Annotated in this window: 18 protein-coding genes and 1 tRNA gene; 17 read left to right on the top strand and 2 right to left on the bottom strand. The window is 56.0% G+C overall.

Going from position 1 to position 18,282, the window contains the following annotated elements; all coding sequences use genetic code 11:
• Positions 1–96: 96 nt before the first annotated feature.
• The 3 genes from QCD69_RS15105 to QCD69_RS15095 all read left to right on the top strand — a co-directional run bounded on the left by QCD69_RS15105 (position 97) and on the right by QCD69_RS15095 (position 1,368).
• Positions 97–171, top strand: a tRNA-Gln gene (locus QCD69_RS15105).
• A 598-nt stretch (positions 172–769) separates the two neighbouring features.
• Positions 770–916: a hypothetical protein gene (locus tag QCD69_RS15100; protein WP_301252596.1), complete on the top strand. Its 147-nt coding sequence runs from the start codon at positions 770–772 to the stop codon at positions 914–916.
• Positions 901–1,368, top strand: coding sequence for a type II toxin-antitoxin system YafO family toxin (locus tag QCD69_RS15095; protein WP_301252595.1), 468 nt, complete (start codon positions 901–903; stop codon positions 1,366–1,368). The genes QCD69_RS15100 and QCD69_RS15095 overlap by 16 nt, the downstream gene beginning before the upstream one ends.
• A gap of 456 nt (positions 1,369–1,824) precedes the next feature.
• Here QCD69_RS15095 and ubiF read toward each other — a convergent pair whose 3' ends face one another.
• Complete coding sequence (gene ubiF / locus QCD69_RS15090) at positions 1,825–3,003, bottom strand: 3-demethoxyubiquinol 3-hydroxylase (RefSeq protein ID WP_301252600.1); 1,179 nt, start codon at positions 3,001–3,003, stop codon at positions 1,825–1,827.
• A gap of 163 nt (positions 3,004–3,166) precedes the next feature.
• On the opposite strand from ubiF, the gene miaB reads away from it, so the two are divergent.
• The 10 genes from miaB (at position 3,167) to QCD69_RS15040 (ending at position 12,492) form a co-directional block, all read left to right on the top strand.
• Entirely contained in the window at positions 3,167–4,591 is a 1,425-nt protein-coding gene (miaB, locus tag QCD69_RS15085; RefSeq protein WP_253454906.1) for a tRNA (N6-isopentenyl adenosine(37)-C2)-methylthiotransferase MiaB, read from the top strand.
• A 212-nt stretch (positions 4,592–4,803) separates the two neighbouring features.
• Positions 4,804–5,865 (top strand): PhoH family protein, encoded by a 1,062-nt coding sequence (locus tag QCD69_RS15080; RefSeq protein WP_253454907.1) that lies wholly within the window; start codon positions 4,804–4,806, stop codon positions 5,863–5,865.
• Positions 5,862–6,332, top strand: coding sequence for an rRNA maturation RNase YbeY (gene ybeY / locus QCD69_RS15075; RefSeq protein ID WP_301252594.1), 471 nt, complete (start codon positions 5,862–5,864; stop codon positions 6,330–6,332). Before QCD69_RS15080 ends, ybeY begins: the two co-directional genes overlap by 4 nt.
• A gap of 67 nt (positions 6,333–6,399) precedes the next feature.
• On the top strand, positions 6,400–7,278 hold the full coding sequence (gene corC, locus QCD69_RS15070; RefSeq protein ID WP_125288572.1) for a CNNM family magnesium/cobalt transport protein CorC: 879 nt from the start codon (positions 6,400–6,402) through the stop codon (positions 7,276–7,278).
• A gap of 7 nt (positions 7,279–7,285) precedes the next feature.
• The gene (lnt, locus tag QCD69_RS15065; RefSeq protein WP_253454909.1) at positions 7,286–8,818 is read left to right on the top strand and encodes an apolipoprotein N-acyltransferase; all 1,533 of its coding nucleotides are present in this window, start codon (positions 7,286–7,288) and stop codon (positions 8,816–8,818) included.
• A gap of 136 nt (positions 8,819–8,954) precedes the next feature.
• Entirely contained in the window at positions 8,955–9,176 is a 222-nt protein-coding gene (locus tag QCD69_RS15060; RefSeq protein WP_253454910.1) for a hypothetical protein, read from the top strand.
• 79 nt (positions 9,177–9,255) lie between these two features.
• Positions 9,256–10,158 carry a glutamate/aspartate ABC transporter substrate-binding protein gene (locus QCD69_RS15055; RefSeq protein ID WP_253454912.1) on the top strand — a complete coding sequence of 301 codons (903 nt, stop codon included), beginning with the start codon at positions 9,256–9,258 and terminating at the stop codon, positions 10,156–10,158.
• A gap of 190 nt (positions 10,159–10,348) precedes the next feature.
• Entirely contained in the window at positions 10,349–11,089 is a 741-nt protein-coding gene (locus QCD69_RS15050; RefSeq protein ID WP_253454913.1) for an amino acid ABC transporter permease, read from the top strand.
• The gene (gene gltK, locus QCD69_RS15045) at positions 11,089–11,766 is read left to right on the top strand and encodes a glutamate/aspartate ABC transporter permease GltK (RefSeq protein ID WP_253454914.1); all 678 of its coding nucleotides are present in this window, start codon (positions 11,089–11,091) and stop codon (positions 11,764–11,766) included. The genes QCD69_RS15050 and gltK overlap by 1 nt, the downstream gene beginning before the upstream one ends.
• The gene (locus QCD69_RS15040; RefSeq protein ID WP_253454915.1) at positions 11,767–12,492 is read left to right on the top strand and encodes an amino acid ABC transporter ATP-binding protein; all 726 of its coding nucleotides are present in this window, start codon (positions 11,767–11,769) and stop codon (positions 12,490–12,492) included.
• Positions 12,493–12,596: 104 nt separating this feature from the next.
• On the opposite strand, the gene QCD69_RS15035 is transcribed toward QCD69_RS15040, so the two are convergent.
• Positions 12,597–13,079, bottom strand: a complete 483-nt coding sequence (locus tag QCD69_RS15035) for a zinc ribbon-containing protein (protein WP_253454916.1) — start codon at positions 13,077–13,079, stop codon at positions 12,597–12,599.
• Positions 13,080–13,320: 241 nt separating this feature from the next.
• Here QCD69_RS15035 and leuS point away from each other — a divergent pair, with 241 nt between their 5' ends.
• Genes leuS through nadD form a run of 4 tightly spaced genes read left to right on the top strand, consistent with a single transcriptional unit; the run spans position 13,321 to position 18,191 of the window.
• Positions 13,321–15,903: a leucine--tRNA ligase gene (leuS, locus tag QCD69_RS15030; RefSeq protein ID WP_301252592.1), complete on the top strand. Its 2,583-nt coding sequence runs from the start codon at positions 13,321–13,323 to the stop codon at positions 15,901–15,903.
• Positions 15,904–15,917: 14 nt separating this feature from the next.
• Positions 15,918–16,511, top strand: a complete 594-nt coding sequence (gene lptE, locus QCD69_RS15025) for an LPS assembly lipoprotein LptE (protein ID WP_301252591.1) — start codon at positions 15,918–15,920, stop codon at positions 16,509–16,511.
• Positions 16,508–17,539 carry a DNA polymerase III subunit delta gene (gene holA, locus QCD69_RS15020; RefSeq protein WP_301252590.1) on the top strand — a complete coding sequence of 344 codons (1,032 nt, stop codon included), beginning with the start codon at positions 16,508–16,510 and terminating at the stop codon, positions 17,537–17,539. The genes lptE and holA overlap by 4 nt, the downstream gene beginning before the upstream one ends.
• On the top strand, positions 17,532–18,191 hold the full coding sequence (gene nadD / locus QCD69_RS15015; protein WP_253454920.1) for a nicotinate-nucleotide adenylyltransferase: 660 nt from the start codon (positions 17,532–17,534) through the stop codon (positions 18,189–18,191). Before holA ends, nadD begins: the two co-directional genes overlap by 8 nt.
• Positions 18,192–18,282: the final 91 nt, after the last annotated feature.

The following is an 18,282-nucleotide window of genomic DNA, read 5'->3' as shown; positions in this document are numbered from 1 at the left end:
AGGCACTGGTTTCTGATACCAGCATTCCGGGGTTCGAATCCCTGCACCCCAGCCATAAAAAAGACGATCTGCACAAGCGGATCGCACCCAAAAAATTGGGGTGTCGCCAAGCGGTAAGGCACTGGTTTCTGATACCAGCATTCCGGGGTTCGAATCCCTGCACCCCAGCCAATAAGTAAAGAAGCCCGCGCAAGCGGGCTTTTTTACGTCTGCGATCTTTCCTCACAACTGCTTTGCGATGCGCAGAATGTACAACCGTTTATCACACTCCCCGTCGTATTATCACCAAAAGACTTAAGAAAGTTCCTTTAATGCCCGCTTGCCGCTTTCTTCAGTACGGATGGATTAAAGAGTCGCACCTGAAAACCGATGGGCCTGTTGTCCTCCTCTTATTGATTTGCACCATACACGAGTAGGAATGACGACGAATTCGTTTACCGTGAAGGGCAATGCCGCCTGACAACATGCTACCGAGCGCGCAATCGCTTATCACTCACGACATTATTGGCAAAGTGGAGGTATGTTAGCTCCAGGAGCATGAGTCCGGTCAGGCTAACACTGGGTTCCGGGCTTTTGACTATATTAGTGCTACATGTAACTACTTCAACATGCGGTTGCGGATAACAATTTTGTAAGGAAGGCGCGGCGACCAGCGAAACAGGCATGGTCCACTGAGATGGTATCAGGTTGGGTCAACATGACATTGATTGAATATAACTGTGGCTATATACTGAACTCGTAAATCACGATGCGTGATAAGGAGTAACATATGACACAGAAGCATGAAGTTAAAAACAGCGAGAAGCCGCGGCAAACTCTTCGTCGTTCCGCTGAATACAAGGCACGACTAAGTGCTGCTTCTGAAATTCTTGCGGCCAAAATGGAAGAGAAGCGGCAACAATGGGATTTAAAATAAGCAGATCTCAGGCACTTACAGACATTATCAGCCAATACCCGGTGGCAGCATTACCTATCGAAGAATTTGAGCAATATAAGCGGGAATGCATGGATTTTGGTGACATTCCCGCCCCTCCAATTCATGTTCAGTTACAGCATCCAGCACATATCGATACTATAGGTCGGGATAAGTTAATGGAGCGGCCATCATCTGCCCGTGAGGAAGAGTTGCACCACGTTCACATCTGGCAAGAAGGGTGCTGTTGGGAGGATGAAAGTGGACTAAAGATACAATGGGCGTCGACAAGCGACAGTTATGTGGTTTACTCGTATTTCATTGACCGCGACCGCGACTATCATTTTTATGTGATCGACTACTGCCAGGACGCAGCTCACGCGTTGATAGAAGATGAACGTCAGGTTACCGCGTGGACAGAGCAAGCTAAAGTATTTCGCCAACAAAACATCTAAACATACCATCACGAAGATAAAGCTAAAAAACCAAACTTTGAAAGGTGAGTGAACGTCTTGTTGATGTTACTCAGCAAGTGTTTGCCCTCACGTATTCCACTCGTTCCAGCCTTGATGCCACAGCGACCCTCTGTGCGCACCTTAAAAGAGCCAGCCGGTAATGCAACACCTCAGCAGAGAACCTGCCGATATTACCTCATGAACAACCAAGGCATTGTGGTGTTGGGATCTGCAGCTCAGCAAGCAGAGATAGTTAAACCCCATCCAAACGGGATAAGTGCCAATCTGCGTCAGCTTATCCAGTAAGCAGTGCTTATCTACTCTGCCAGAGAAAGTAACGTTGTCAGTAAACAGAAGCCGAACGCCGCAAATAATAAGGTCCTGTCGGACCTTAAGCTTAAAGAAACCTCTTGCGCTTCATACCTGCGCGCTGCATCTGAAGCTGCGTATTAAAACCTATAATCCCAATGCGTAGCGCAACGCCTGCCGCTTCAGCACGCCCGACCTCTCCGCCGCCATCAGGCCCAGATTACGCAAAATACGTAGAGGCGCCGCCTGCGTGCTGAAGGCGAAATAGAAGAGATCCATGCCGCTCTGCATCAGCAGATTATCCGTATGGCGTGAGCGCTGGTAGCGCAGCAGTACTCTTTCCGACGCCCAGTCTTCGGCCCGCTCACATGAGGCGGTCAGCGTATCAATCAGCGCGTCCACGTCGCGATAGCCTAAATTCACGCCCTGCCCCGCCAGCGGATTAATGGTGTGTGCAGCGTCGCCTACCAGTGCCAGCCCCGGCAGCACGTAGCGGGTAGCATGTCGGCGTACCAGCGGAAAGGATCCTGCCGCTACCGGCGTCACTTTGCCTAACCGCGCCGGGAAATGCGTTTTGATCTCCTCCGCCAGCTGCGCCATGCTCATAGCCTGTAGCTGACGAATCCTCGCCGGGCTGTCGTACCACACCAGCGACGCCCAGCCGTTAAACAGCGGCAAGAAAGCTCTTGGCCCCGTTGGCGTAAAGTGTTGCCAGGTACAGTCGCCGGCGTCGTGCTCGCAGCGCACGCTGATCAGCATACAGGCCTGCGCATAGTTCCAGCCGCGAATGCCAATGCCTGCCAGCTGGCGTACCTGTGAACTGGCGCCGTCGGCGCCCACTACCAGCCTGGCGTGAAGCTTTTCGCCGTCCGCCAGCGTCAATGCCCAGCCGCCGTTACAGGCCTGCAGCGTTTGCAGCCGCGCAGGCGTTTTCAACGCGACTTCCTGCTGCTGGAGCCGCTGCCAGAGCGCCCGTTGCAGTACGCTGTTCTCCACCATAAAACCCAGCTCCGGCAGGCCCAGCGAAGCGGCGTCAAAACCAACCTGCGCCGTCTGCCACTCCCATGTCTCCAGCTTGCGGTAAGGCGCGCTGCGCATTGCCTGAACGCGAGGCCAGACCTCCAGCTGCTTCAACAGGTCAACCGAAGAGGCGCCCAGCGCGGAAATGCGGATATCCGGATCGCTCTCGGCCACGAATTCAGCCGGCTCCTGCTTTTCCAATACCGTTACCTGAAAGCCCTGCACCGCCAGTCCGCTGGCCAGCGCCGCGCCTACCATCCCGCCGCCCACGATAGCGACATCCCATTTTTGCGTTGTTTCTGTCATCATATTTTCCTGTCCAGTGGACGTCCGACGGGCTAATTCTGTTACCCTAAGTGTACCGGATTTTTAGCGGCTGTTGAGAAAACGGCGCGGTGCTGGTCACCACAGCAGCAAAGCTTTACAATACGCGCCCTGCATTCTCTCCTGCATGATAAATGGCAACCAGATGACGAAAAAACTTTATATCAAAACCTGGGGCTGTCAGATGAATGAGTATGACTCATCCAAAATGGCTGACCTGTTAAACAGCACCCACGGCTATTCCCTGACGGAAGTGGCGGAAGAGGCGGATGTGCTGCTGCTCAACACCTGTTCCATTCGTGAAAAGGCCCAGGAAAAAGTTTTCCATCAGCTTGGGCGTTGGAAAACGCTGAAGGATCGCAATCCCGATGTGGTCATCGGCGTGGGCGGCTGCGTGGCGTCGCAGGAAGGCGAACATATTCGCCAGCGTGCGCATTTCGTCGATATCGTTTTCGGCCCGCAGACGCTGCATCGCCTGCCGGAAATGATCAATACCGTGCGCGGCTCCAAAAGCCCGATTGTTGATATCAGCTTCCCGGAGATTGAAAAATTTGACCGCCTGCCGGAACCCAAAGCAGACGGCCCGACGGCCTTCGTTTCTATTATGGAAGGCTGCAATAAATATTGTACTTTCTGCGTGGTGCCTTATACCCGCGGTGAGGAAGTCAGCCGTCCATGCGACGATATTCTGTTTGAAATCGCCCAGCTGGCGGCGCAGGGCGTGCGTGAAGTCAATCTGCTGGGTCAGAACGTCAATGCCTATCGCGGCGAAACCTTTGACGGCGAAGTTTGCACCTTTGCCGACCTGCTGCGCCTGGTGGCGGCGATTGACGGCATCGACCGCATCCGCTTCACCACCAGCCATCCGATTGAGTTCACGGACGATATCATTGAAGTCTACCGCGACACGCCGGAGCTGGTCAGCTTCCTGCATCTGCCCGTCCAGAGCGGCGCAGACCGTATTCTGACGCTGATGAAGCGCGCCCATACCGCGCTGGAATATAAAGCGATTATTCGCAAGCTGCGCGCGGCGCGACCGGACATTCAGATCAGCTCGGATTTCATTATCGGCTTCCCTGGCGAAACCCAGCAGGATTTTGAGCAGACCATGAAGCTGATCGGCGAGGTCAATTTCGACACCAGCTACAGCTTTATCTATTCTGCCCGTCCGGGTACGCCTGCCGCCGATCTGCCGGACGACGTGCCGGAAGAAGAGAAGAAGCAGCGTTTGTGGATCCTCCAGGATCGCATTAACCAGCAGGCGATGGCATGGAGCCGCCGGATGCTGGGCACCGTTCAGCGTATCCTGGTGGAAGGCACCTCGCGTAAGAACGTGATGGAGCTGTCCGGCCGCACGGAAAACAACCGCGTGGTAAACTTTGAAGGCACGCCAGAGATGATCGGCAAGTTTGTGGATGTTGAGATCGTCGATGTCTATACCAACTCGCTGCGCGGCAAAGTCGTGCGCACCGAAGAGGAAATGGGCCTGCGCACTATTGAATCCCCGGCTTCCGTGATTGCGCGCACGCGCAAGGAAAACGAGCTGGGCGTTGGCCTGTTCCAGCCCTGATCCCACCGAATTTTTGCGGCGAATCTCACAGGTTCGCCGCCTGAAAACGCGTACGCGGCTTGCTTTCTGCGCACTGTGCCCAAATATCTTTACCTGCGCTTGCGCATTAGGGCGCAGCCATAAATAATTCCCTTATGGTCACGGCGTTACCGGCGTGACCAGCCTGTAAAAAGCCATCCTCAACCTGGCCCTGAGCGACCCAAAGGATTAGTTTGAATATTGAAACACGCGAAATCACTTTAGATCCTGCTGATAATCATCGTCTGCTGAGCCTGTGTGGCCCGTTCGACGACAATATCAAGCAGCTGGAACGCCGGTTAGGCATTGAGATTAATCGTCGCGATAACGCCTTTAAGCTGACGGGCAAATCACTGATTGTCGACGCCGCCGTTCGTATTCTGCGCGACCTTTATGTCGATACGGCTCCCGTACGCGGCAATATCCCGGATATCGATCCCGAGCAGATCCATCTGGCGATCAAAGAGAGCCGGGTGCTGGAACAGTCGGCGGAGAGCGTGCCGGAATATGGCAAAGCGGTCACCATCAAGACCAAACGCGGCGTCATCAAACCGCGTACGCCTAACCAGGCGCAGTACGTGGCAAATATGCTCGATCACGATATCACTTTTGGTGTCGGCCCGGCCGGTACCGGGAAAACTTACCTGGCGGTAGCCGCGGCGGTAGACGCGCTGGAGCGTCAGGAAGTGCGCCGTATCCTGCTGACGCGTCCGGCGGTGGAAGCTGGCGAAAAGCTGGGCTTTCTGCCCGGCGATCTGAGCCAGAAGGTCGATCCTTACCTGCGTCCGCTGTATGACGCCCTGTTTGAAATGCTGGGCTTCGAGCGCGTGGAAAAGCTGATTGAGCGCAACGTGATTGAAGTCGCGCCGCTGGCCTATATGCGCGGCCGCACGCTGAACGACGCCTTTATCATTCTGGATGAAAGTCAGAACACCACCATCGAACAGATGAAGATGTTCCTGACCCGCATCGGCTTCAACTCCAAAGCGGTCATCACCGGCGACGTCACGCAGATTGACCTGCCGCGCAACCTGAAATCGGGCCTGCGTCACGCGATTGAAGTGCTGGCCGACGTGGAAGAGATCAGCTTTAACTTCTTCCACAGCGAGGACGTTGTGCGTCACCCGGTGGTCGCCCGCGTGGTTATCGCCTATGAAGCCTGGGAAGCCGCCGACCAGAAGCGCCGTGACGCGCTGGCCGAAGAACGTAAACGCGAGGCGCTGGCGCTGCAGCAGGCCGCGCAGGAGCAGAAATGAGTACCGTAATACTGGATTTACAGCTGGCGTGCGAACAGCCGGAAGGTTTACCGGCCGAAGCGGATTTTCAGCGCTGGCTGGAAGCGGTGCTGCCGCAGTTTCAGGAAGAAAGCGAAGTAACGATCCGCGTGGTGGATGAGGCAGAAAGCCGCGAGCTGAACCACACCTATCGCAGCAAGGACAAACCCACTAACGTGCTGTCGTTTCCTTTTGAAGCGCCGCCGGGCATTGAGCTGCCGCTGCTGGGCGACCTGATCATCTGTCGCCAGGTGGTGGAGCAGGAAGCGGCAGAGCAGGAAAAACCGCTGCTGGCGCACTGGGCGCATATGGTCATTCACGGCAGCCTGCATCTGCTGGGCTATGATCATATCGAAGATGACGAAGCCGAAGAGATGGAGGCGATCGAGACCGAGATAATGCTTGCTCTTGGTTATGCCGACCCGTACATTTCGGAGAAAGAGTTCTAAACCGCGTCCCTTCCCCACCGGAAGGGACACCCTTAATCTCAGCAAGAGTGACAGAAACAAAAACGCCATGAGCGATGACCATTCACAGAACAACGACAGTCCCAGTAGCAAAAAGGGATTTTTTACCCTTATCCTCAACCAGCTGTTTCACGGTGAGCCTAAAAACCGCGACGATCTGCTGGAGCTAATCCGCGATTCCGAGCAGAACGAGCTGATAGACCAGGATACCCGCGACATGCTCGAAGGGGTCATGGATATCGCTGAACAGCGCGTGCGTGACATTATGATCCCGCGCTCGCAGATGGTGACGCTGAAGCGTAACCAGTCGCTCGACGAGTGCCTGGATACCATTATCGAATCCGCCCACTCGCGCTTTCCGGTTATCAGCGAAGATAAGGATCATGTCGAAGGCATTCTGATGGCGAAAGATTTGCTGCCTTTTATGAGCAGCGAATCCGCCCCGTTCAGCATTGAAAAAGTGCTGCGTCCGGCTGTAGTGGTGCCGGAGAGCAAGCGCGTCGACCGGATGCTGAAAGAGTTTCGCTCGCAGCGCTACCATATGGCGATTGTGATTGATGAGTTCGGCGGCGTATCCGGTCTGGTCACCATTGAAGATATTCTGGAGCTGATCGTCGGCGAAATCGAAGACGAATATGACGACGAGGAAGATCGTGATATTCGTCAGCTGAGCCGTCATACCTACACCATCCGCGCCCTGACGCCGATTGAAGATTTCAACGAGGTCTTTGAAACGCACTTCAGCGATGAGGAAGTGGATACTATCGGCGGGCTGGTGATGCAGGCGTTCGGGCATCTGCCCGCGCGCGGCGAAAGCATCGAAATTGAAGGCTATCAGTTCAAGGTCGCCATGGCCGACAGCCGCCGTATTATTCAGGTGCACGTCAAAATTCCGGAAAACGCGACGCAACCGATACTGGAAGAATAATTTCCCTATGGCTATTGCCTCTTTATACCAGCGCCAGCGGGTTCGCCTGCTTTTAGCGCTGCTGACGGGTGCCGCTGGCACCCTGGCGTTTTCGCCTTATGATTTCTGGCCCGCCGCGCTGGTTTCGCTTTGCGGCCTGCTGGCGCTGACCCTTAACCGCTCGACGCGCCAGGCAACCGCTATCGGTTTCGTCTGGGGTTTCGGCCTGTTCGGCAGCGGCGTTAACTGGGTCTATGTCAGTATCGCCACGTTTGGCGGCATGCCTGGCCCGGTCAACGTTTTTCTGGTGATCCTGCTGGCGGCTTACCTTGCGCTCTACACCATGCTGTTTGCCGCTCTGCTGAACCGGCTGTTCCCCAAAACCTCGCTGACGCGGCTGGCGCTGGCCGCGCCCGTACTGTGGCAAATCACCGAGTTTCTGCGCGGCTGGGTGCTCACTGGCTTCCCGTGGCTGCAATTTGGCTACAGCCAGATTGACGGGCCGCTAAAAGGGCTGGGGCCGCTGACGGGCGTGGAGGGCATTACCTTTGTCCTGACCATCGTCGCCGGGCTGGTGGTCTTTGCTGCGGCAAAACGCAGCTGGATAGCGGCCGTCGGCGCGCTGGCGCTGCTGCTGCTGCCCTGGCCGCTGCGCATGATTAGCTGGTATCAGCCGCAGCCCGGACGCACGGTAAATGTCGCGCTGGTGCAGGGCAACATTCCTCAGTCGCTGAAATGGGATCCCAACCAGCTTATCAACACGCTGAAAACCTATACAGCGCTGACGCGGCCTTACGTTAATAAGACGCCGCTGATTATCTGGCCGGAGTCGGCTATTCCCGATCTGGAAACCAATCAGCAGCCTTTCCTGCAAACCATAGACCGCGAGCTGCGTTCCCAGGGCAGCAGCCTGATCACCGGTATTGTCGATTCGCGACTGGAAAATAATCGCTATCACGATTACAACTCGATCATTGTGCTGGGTGATAAACAGCCCTACAGCTACGAAAGCGGCAGCCGCTACCAGAAAAACCATCTGGTGCCATTTGGCGAATTCGTGCCGCTGGAGGCGTTATTGCGTCCGCTGGCGCCCTTTTTCGATCTGCCAATGTCTTCGTTTAGCCGTGGCGCCTATCGCCAGCCGCAGCTCCAGGCGGGCGGCTATAAGCTGACGGCGGCAATCTGCTATGAAATCGTGCTGGGCCAGCAGCTGCGGGATAATTTCCGTCCCGATACCGATTTTCTGCTGACTATCTCTAACGATGCCTGGTTCGGTCATTCCATTGGGCCGTGGCAGCATTTCCAGATGGCGCGGATGCGCGCGCTGGAGCTGGGCCGACCGCTGCTGCGCGATACCAACAACGGCGTGACGGCGGTAATTGATGCGGACGGCAGCGCGGAAGAGATGATCCCGCAATTTGTTCCGGATGTACTGGCAACCGGCGTTACGCCAACCCGTGGACTTACGCCGTACGCGCGTTTCGGCAACTGGACGGTATGGATTGTGACAGCGCTGTTTGCTGCGGCCGCCCTGTTTACCGGCCGGCGGAACAGACGCTGATAGTTAAAGCGCAGGGCGTTTTGCCGGCTCCCTGCGCTTTATTTCCTCCATGCCTTTCACATCCCGTTTTTCTGCTTTCTTCCGAACCTTTCCCGCGTAAAAACCACTCACAACAAAGCCATACGGAAAATCTGGCATGGCGATTGCAATTTATTTCCCGACTACGCTGAAAACGTCAGCGACAGCGACCGGCTGGCCGGAAATGCACCATAACTGCTCGTCCTCTGCGCCACCAGCGGGCAGCCCTTCAGGCAATGCATTATTTTGGTGCGGCACGCTTCGCAAAACCGAAACTTTATTGTTTCATACCGTTAACATTCAGCTATGTTATGGCTATCCGGCGCGGCCCTGGCGCTGAAAATACAACAATAAACGGTTACAAACACAACATCACAATCGGCGCACCGTTATGGCGCTTTACAACGAAGGAGTTGGAGATGAAATTTCGGAAAACTGGGCTGTGCCTGCTGGCACTGGCTGGCCTGTCCTCCGCCGTGGCTCACGCAGCTGATGCCCCGCAAAGCACGCTGGACAAAATTGCCAAAAACGGCGTTATCGTCGTCGGCCATCGTGAGTCTTCCGTTCCTTTTTCTTACTATGACAACCAGCAAAAAGTCGTCGGCTATTCGCAGGATTATTCCAACGCCATCGTGGCGGCGATCAAAGCCAAACTGAACAAGCCCGATCTGCAGGTGAAAATGCTGCCGATCACCTCGCAAAACCGTATCCCGCTGCTGCAAAACGGCACCTATGATTTTGAGTGCGGCTCTACCACTAATAACGCGGAACGTCAGCAACAGGCGGCCTTCTCCAATACCGTCTTTGTTATCGGCACCCGTTTGCTGGTGAAAAAAGGCAGTCCGATTAAGGATTTCCCGGATTTGAAAGGCAAAACCGTGGTGGTCACTTCCGGCACTACATCTGAGATCCTGCTGCACAAGCTGAACGACGAGAAGAAGCTGGAGATGCGTATCATCAGCGCTAAAGATCACGGCGACTCGTTCCGTACGCTGGAAAGCGGCCGTGCCGTCGCCTTTATGATGGACGATGCGCTGCTGGCAGGCGAACGCGCCAAGGCCAAAAAACCGGATAACTGGGAAATCGTAGGCACGCCGCAGTCGAAAGAAGCCTACGGCTGTATGTTGCGCAAAGGCGATACCGCCTTTAAACAGCTGATGGATGAAACCATCGCTAAAGCGCAGACGTCAGGCGAGGCGACAAAATGGTTCGACAAATGGTTTACCCAGCCTATTCCGCCTAAAAACCTGAATATGAACTTCGCGCTTTCTGAAGATATGAAAGCCACGTTCAAAACACCGAATGATAAGGCGCTGAATTAATAACAAAAATAAGGGCGGCGTGCCGCCTTTGATTGTTGAACACGGGCAAGGACAGACAGCGGCCTGAAAAGTTCGGCACCAACAAGCCGACAGTCAGGCTGACGTTTGCCGCGGTCGTTCCCCACGGTAAACACGCCTCTCATCAATCTTCAGGGTAGCGCTGCTACCCTTTTTTCTACCGGAGTGACTTATGTCTATTGATTGGAACTGGGGTATTTTCCTGCAGCAGGCCCCGTTCGGTAATACCACCTATCTGGGATGGCTGTGGTCCGGCTTTCAGGTCACCATCGCCGTCTCCGTCTGCGCCTGGATCATCGCCCTCTGTGTCGGATCGCTGTTCGGTATTTTGCGTACCGTACCCAACCGCTGGCTTTCCGCTCTTGGCACCTGCTACGTGGAGCTGTTCCGCAACGTACCGCTGATCGTACAGTTTTTTATCTGGTATCTGGTGGTGCCGGAGCTGCTGCCGGAAAGCGTCGGCATGTGGTTTAAGTCAGAGCTGGATCCCAATATTCAGTTTTTCACCTGTTCTGTACTCTGCCTGGGCCTGTTCACCGCCGCTCGCGTCTGCGAACAGGTGCGCGCTGCCATTCAGTCGCTGCCGCGCGGTCAGAAGAATGCCGGCCTGGCAATGGGATTGACGCTGCCGCAAACCTACCGCTACGTGCTGCTGCCCAACGCCTACCGGGTAATTGTGCCGCCGATGACCTCGGAAATGCTGAACCTGGTAAAAAACTCCGCTATCGCCTCAACCATCGGGCTGGTCGATATGGCGGCACAGGCGGGTAAACTGCTGGATTATTCCGCGCACGCTTATGAATCCTTTACCGCAATCACCGTGGCCTACATCGCCATTAACGTCGTAATCATGCTGCTGATGAGCCTGGTCGAACGCAAAGTGCGCCTGCCCGGCGGCATGGGAGGCAAATAATGTACGAGTTTGACTGGAGCACCATTGTTCCCAATCTGCCCTACCTGATTAACGGCATGATTATCACGCTGAAAATCACCGCTATCGCCGTGGTGTTCGGCATTATCTGGGGCACGCTGCTGGCCGTGATGCGGCTGTCGAGATTTAAGCTCGTCAGCTGGTTCGCCAAACTGTACGTTAACCTGTTCCGCTCCGTCCCGCTGGTGATGGTGCTGCTCTGGTTTTATCTGGTGGTGCCCAGCTTTTTACAGCAGGTGCTGGGGATCTCCCCTAAAACCGATATCCGGCTGATCTCCGCAATGGTCGCCTTCGCCTTGTTTGAAGCCGCCTACTATTCGGAAATTATCCGCGCGGGCATTTTGAGTATCGCGGGCGGTCAGGGCAAGGCCGCGCTGGCGCTGGGCATGACGCAGTGGCAGGCGATGCAGCTGATTATTCTGCCGCAGGCGTTTCGCGCCATGGTGCCGCTGCTGCTGACTCAGGGTATCGTGCTGTTTCAGGATACTTCGCTGGTGTACGTCCTCAGCCTTGCCGACTTCTTCCGCACCGCCGACACTATCGGCATCAATAACGGCACCGAGATCGAGATGGTGCTGTTTGCCGGCGCGGTTTACTTTGTTATCAGCCTTAGCGCTTCGCTTTTGGTCAGCTATCTGAAGAAAAAAAGGACGGTTTAAATGATTACCCTGAAAAACGTTTCTAAGTGGTATGGTCACTTTCAGGTACTGACCGACTGCTCTACCGAAGTTAAAAAAGGCGAAGTGGTCGTGGTCTGCGGCCCTTCCGGCTCCGGCAAATCGACGCTGATCAAAACGGTCAACGGTCTTGAACCCGTTCAGCAAGGCAGCATCGCCGTCAACGGCACGGCGGTGACGGAGAAGAAAACTAATCTGGCGCAGCTGCGCGCGAAAGTCGGCATGGTTTTCCAGCATTTTGAGCTTTTCCCGCATCTGACGATTGTGGAAAACCTGACGCTGGCGCAGGTTAAAGTGCTCAGGCGTAATAAAGAAGAGGCGCGTCAGAAAGGCCTGAAGCTGCTGGAGCGCGTAGGGCTGTCTGCGCACGCCAATAAACATCCCGGTCAGCTTTCCGGCGGTCAGCAGCAGCGCGTGGCTATCGCCCGGGCGCTCTGTATGGATCCCGTCGCGATGCTGTTTGATGAACCCACTTCCGCGCTGGATCCGGAAATGATCAACGAAGTGTTGGATGTAATGGTCGAGCTGGCGAACGAAGGCATGACCATGATGGTGGTGACGCACGAGATGGGCTTTGCCCGCAAAGTGGCGAACCGGGTGATCTTTATGGATGAGGGCAAAATTATTGAGGATTCGCCGAAAGACGATTTCTTTAATAATCCCAGCTCCGATCGTGCGAAAGATTTCTTAGCCAAAATTCTGCACTAGTCCCTGAGCCAGCGCGGGCAGTAAAAAGGCCCGGCGCTTTAAATGGAATTCGACCCAGGATCTGCCGCGCGGGCAGTAAAGCAGCCCGCGCGTTTACCTGCTGCTCAGGGTTCAAAAGCCTGACGCTGAAACTGATCGTTGCCGCATTCCGGACAGCGCGTCAGCGTTTCCGGCGTATAGATAGCTCGGGTAAACTGGCATTTTTCGCAGACCAGATTGCCCAACCCGACCACCTCGCCGCTCTGATAAACGCCGTGATGATTTAAATCCTGGAAAACCTCGCGCCACTCCAGCTGGCTCTTGTCGGTGATATCCGCCAGTTCTTTCCAGACGCTTTCCCGAATAACCCGCATAAAAACGCTGTCGCCGCTGTCCGCCTGATTTTCCGTATAGCTGCGGGCGAACTCTTCCAGATCGCGGCGCACGGCGCGGGTAACGTCGTCAATCTGACTGCGCGTCAGTTCGCCGCGATTATTCATGCGCTGCCGGGCGGCCTCCACCAAAGCATCAATATCATGCTCGCCTTTATTAATTCTCTCGGTCAGAGAGGAAACCAGTTCACGATAATACTGAGCAACCTTGTTCATTTTATCTCCTGAGCGTGCCGATATATGCTTCATTCAGTTTAGCGCTAAACGGATTATTGCAGCGGGACGGCGGTGAAATTTGCCTGCCATCTTCCAGCTTGCAGAGAAATGCCCGTTGTCGGGGCGGTTACTGTTGTTGCGCCGGGGGCGGATCAGCTATGCTATGCGGATCTGAACGAACATTAAGCCCGGCGCGACTCACCAGGTGCCCGGCGCTATTTACAAAGGACCACTGGCTGCCATGCAAGAGCAATATCGCCCGGAAGAGATAGAATCCCGTGTTCAACAGCACTGGGACGAGAAGCAAACCTTTAAAGTCACCGAAGAGGAAGGCAAAGAGAAGTACTACTGCCTCTCCATGCTGCCCTATCCTTCTGGCCGCCTACATATGGGCCACGTGCGTAACTACACCATCGGCGACGTGATCTCCCGCTATCAGCGCATGTTGGGCAAAAACGTGCTGCAGCCTATCGGCTGGGATGCGTTTGGCCTGCCTGCCGAAGGCGCCGCGGTAAAAAACAACACCGCGCCAGCGCCGTGGACCTACGACAATATCGCCTATATGAAGAACCAGCTTAAGCTGCTGGGCTTTGGCTATGACTGGAGCCGCGAACTGGCAACCTGCCAGCCGGAATACTATCGCTGGGAGCAGTGGTTCTTCACCAAACTGTATGAAAAAGGCCTGGTCTACAAAAAAACCTCCGCCGTTAACTGGTGCCCGAATGACCAGACCGTGCTGGCTAACGAACAGGTTATCGACGGCTGCTGCTGGCGCTGCGACAGCAAGGTCGAGCGTAAAGAGATCCCGCAGTGGTTTATCAAAATCACCGCCTATGCCGACGAGCTGTTAAACGATCTGGACACGCTGGAAAGCTGGCCTGAGCAGGTCAAAACCATGCAGCGCAACTGGATTGGCCGCTCCGAAGGCGTGGAAATCACCTTTGACGTCAAAGACAGTGAAGAGAAGCTGACCGTCTATACTACGCGTCCGGATACCTTTATGGGCGTGACCTATCTGGGTGTTGCTGCCGGTCATCCGCTGGCCATCCAGGCCGCAATGAACAACCCCGTGCTGGCGGATTTCATCGCTGAATGCCGCAACACCAAAGTCGCCGAAGCAGAAATGGCGACAATGGAGAAAAAAGGCATGGCGACCGGTCTGTTCGCCACCCATCCGCTGACCGGCGAACAGCTGCCGGTGTGGGTCGCCAACTTCGTGCTGATGGAATACGGCACCGGCGCAGTGATGGCCGTTCCGGGCCACGATCAGCGTGACTGGGAGTTTGCCACCAAATACGATCTGCCGGTGAAGCCGGTTATCCTCAATGCGGACGGCAGCGAGCCGGATCTGAGCGCGGCAGCAATGACCGAAAAAGGCACGCTGTTCAACTCCGGCGAATTCGACGGCCTCTCCTATGAAGAAGGCTTTAACGCCATCGCCACCCGCCTGGCGGAGAAAGGCGTGGGTGAGCGCAAGGTCAATTACCGCCTGCGCGACTGGGGCGTTTCCCGTCAGCGCTACTGGGGCGCGCCAATCCCTATGGTAACGCTGGAGGACGGCACGGTTATGCCGACGCCGGAAGATCAGCTGCCGGTGATCCTGCCGGAAGATGTCACCATGGACGGCATCACCAGCCCGATTAAAGCCGATCCCGAGTGGGCAAAAACCACCGTCAACGGCCGGCCGGCGTTGCGTGAAACCGACACCTTCGACACCTTCATGGAGTCATCCTGGTACTACGCGCGCTATACCTGCCCGGATTTCGACAAAGGGATGCTGGATCCGGCTGCGGCCAACTACTGGCTGCCGGTCGATCAGTATGTAGGCGGCATCGAACACGCGATCATGCACCTGCTTTACTTCCGCTTCTTCCACAAGCTGCTGCGCGACGCCGGTCTGGTCAGCTCCAATGAGCCAGCCAAACGCCTGCTCTGCCAGGGCATGGTGCTGGCTGACGCCTTCTACTGGCTGGGCGCCAACGGCGAGCGCAACTGGGTATCGCCGGTTGACGTAACCGTCGAGCGCGACGAAAAAGGCCGCATCGTGAAGGCCACCGACGAAGCGGGCCACGAGCTGGTGTACGCGGGCATGAGCAAAATGTCCAAGTCGAAAAACAACGGTATCGATCCACAGGTCATGGTCGAGCGCTACGGCGCGGATACCGTGCGTCTGTTTATGATGTTCGCCTCTCCGGCCGAAATGACGCTGGAATGGCAGGAGTCCGGCGTGGAAGGCGCTAACCGCTTCCTGAAGCGCGTGTGGAAGCTGGTCTTTGAACATACTGCGAAAGGCCCGGCTGGCGCGCTCGACCTGAACAGCCTTAATGAAGATCAGAAGTCGCTGCGTCGCGATCTGCACAAAACCATCGCTAAAGTCTCGGACGATATTGGCCGTCGCCAGACCTTTAACACCGCCATCGCCGCCATTATGGAGCTGATGAACAAACTGGCGCGCGCGCCGCAGGAAGAGCCGCAGGATCGGGCGCTGATGCATGAAGCGCTGCTGGCCGTCGTGCGTATGCTCTATCCTTTCACCCCGCACGCCTGCTTCACCCTGTGGGAAGCGCTGGGCGGCGAAGGCGAAGTGGATAATGCGCCGTGGCCGCAGGCTGACGACGCCGCAATGGTAGAGGATTCTCTGCTGGTGGTGGTGCAGGTAAATGGCAAGGTTCGCGGCAAGATCACCGTTCCGGCGGATGCGACTCAGGAGCAGGTGCAGGCGCGTGCCGCACAGGAGCATCTGGTCGCAAAATATCTTGATGGCGTAACTATTCGTAAAGTGATTTACGTTCAGGGCAAGCTGCTTAACCTGGTCGTGGGTTAATGTCAGGAGGAAGCGTGCGACAGATTATCTCTTTGCTTATCGCCGGGCTGGTGTTGCTTACCGCCGGCTGTGGCTATCACCTGCGCGGAACCACGTCGGTTCCGCACGAAATGAAAACCATGATCGTGGATACGGGCGATCCGTACGGGCCGCTGGCGCGTGCCGTTCGTGAGCAGCTGCGTCTTAACAACGTAACCGTGCTGGAAAAACCGGGCCTGCGCAAAGACGTGCCGTCGCTGCGTCTGGGGACGGAAACTCAGGGACGCGACACCGCGTCTATTTTCCAGGATGGTAAAACCGCCGAGTACTCGCTGGTGATGACCGTTAACGCGCAGGTATTGATCCCGAATAAAGGCATCTATCCGCTGAGCGCCACGGTTTATCGCTCCTTCTTTGATAACCCGCTGGCGGCGCTGGCGAAAGATTCCGAGCAGGACATCATCATCAGTGAAATGCGCGTGCAGGCTGCCCAGCAGCTGGTGCGTAAGCTGCTGACCGTCCACGCGGCGGAAAACGACAGCTCCGTCAATACGCTGGGGAATTCACCGCCTGCGATTGACCAGACTTCATCGCGCGCTGTTTTACCAGATAGCTCTTACGCCAGATGATCAGGATCTATCCTGAACAGCTTGTCGCGCAGCTCCGTGAGGGGCTGCGCGCCTGCTATATTCTGAGCGGTAATGAACCGCTGCTGCTGCAGGAGGCGCAGGATGCCGTACGAGCCGGCGCCCAGCAGCAGGGCTTCACCGAACATTTCAGCGTCGCGGTCGATCAACAGACCGACTGGGACGCCATCTATTCAACCTGTCAGGCGCTCAGCCTGTTCGCCAGCCGCCAGACGCTGCTTTTATCGCTGCCGGAAAACGGCCCGAATGCCGCGATAGCGGAAAAGCTGCTGACGCTGTCCACGCTGCTGCACGAGGATATTCTGCTGCTGCTGCGCGCGCCTAAACTGACCAAAGCTCAGGAAAACAGCGCGTGGTTTAAAGCGCTCAGCGTCAACGCGGTTATCGTGCCCTGTCAGACGCCCGAGCAGGCTCAGCTGCCTCGCTGGGTAAACGCGCGCGCGAAAAGCATGCGGCTGACGGTGGACGATGCAGCCGTGCAGCTGCTCTGCTACTGCTACGAAGGCAATCTGCTGGCGCTGTCGCAGGCGCTGGAACGCCTTTCGCTGCTCTGGCCGGACGGCAAATTAACGCTGCCCAGAGTGGAACAGGCGGTTAATGACGCCGCCCATTTTACGCCCTTTCACTGGGTGGATGCGCTGCTGGCCGGCAAAAGCAAGCGGGCGCAGCATATTTTGCGCCAGCTGAAAGCGGAAGAGAGCGAGCCGGTGATCCTGCTGCGCACGCTGCAAAGAGAGCTGCTGACATTGCTGACGCTACAGCGGCAAATGCAGCAGGCGCCGCTGCGCACGCTGTTTGACCAGCATCGCGTCTGGCAGAACCGTCGCCCGCTGTTTACGGAGGCCCTGCAGCGGCTGACGGCGAAACAGCTGGCGCAGGCGGTGAGGCTGCTGACGCGTATCGAACTGACGATCAAGCAGGATTATGGTCAGGCTGTCTGGCGCGAGCTGGAAACGCTGTCGCTGCTGCTCTGCACCACTGCTTTTCCCGAGACCTTCTGCGATGACTGAACCGGCCACGCTCCAGGCGCTGTTTGGCGGCACCTTCGATCCTGTCCACTACGGCCATCTTCGCCCGGTGGAAACGCTGGCCGCCCGGCTTGGCCTGCAAAAGATTACCCTGTTGCCCAACAACGTGCCGCCCCATCGCCCTCAGCCGGAAGCCTCTCCGGCCCAGCGCGTAAAAATGCTTTCTCTGGCTATCGCTAATAATTCACTTTTTGATATCGACCAGCGCGAATTACAGCGTCAGACTCCCTCGTGGACGATTGATACATTAATTGAGCTTCGCCGGGAGCGTGGAGAACAGCAGCCGCTGGGGTTTATTATCGGTCAGGATTCCCTGCTGACGCTGCATAAATGGCATCGCTGGCAGGAGCTGCTGGATTATTGCCATCTGCTGGTTTGTAAACGTCCCGGCTATGCCGAAAACATGGCCACGCCGGAACAGCAGCACTGGCTTGACACGCACCGCACAGAAGATATTTCGCGGCTGCATCATTTTCCCGCCGGATCGGTTTTTCTTGCTGATACGTTGCTGCTGCCGATTTCCGCTACCGAGATCCGGCAACGCCGCCGCGCCGGCCTTTCCTGCGACGGGATGCTGCCAGAGGCAGTGATTAACTGGATAAACCAGCAAAATCTTTATCCGGCACAAAAATAATTATTTCGTTCATAACGCTGCTTTATATCCCTTAAATAAAGCAGCGGATTTTGTACGAAGCTGATTCAGCCTTTTTACAGAATGCCTTTCC

Origin of the sequence: Erwinia sp. PsM31 (assembly GCF_030433775.1) — a bacterium.
GTDB lineage: Bacteria > Pseudomonadota > Gammaproteobacteria > Enterobacterales > Enterobacteriaceae > Erwinia > Erwinia aeris.
This window is presented reverse-complemented; position numbering and strand designations above follow the sequence as displayed.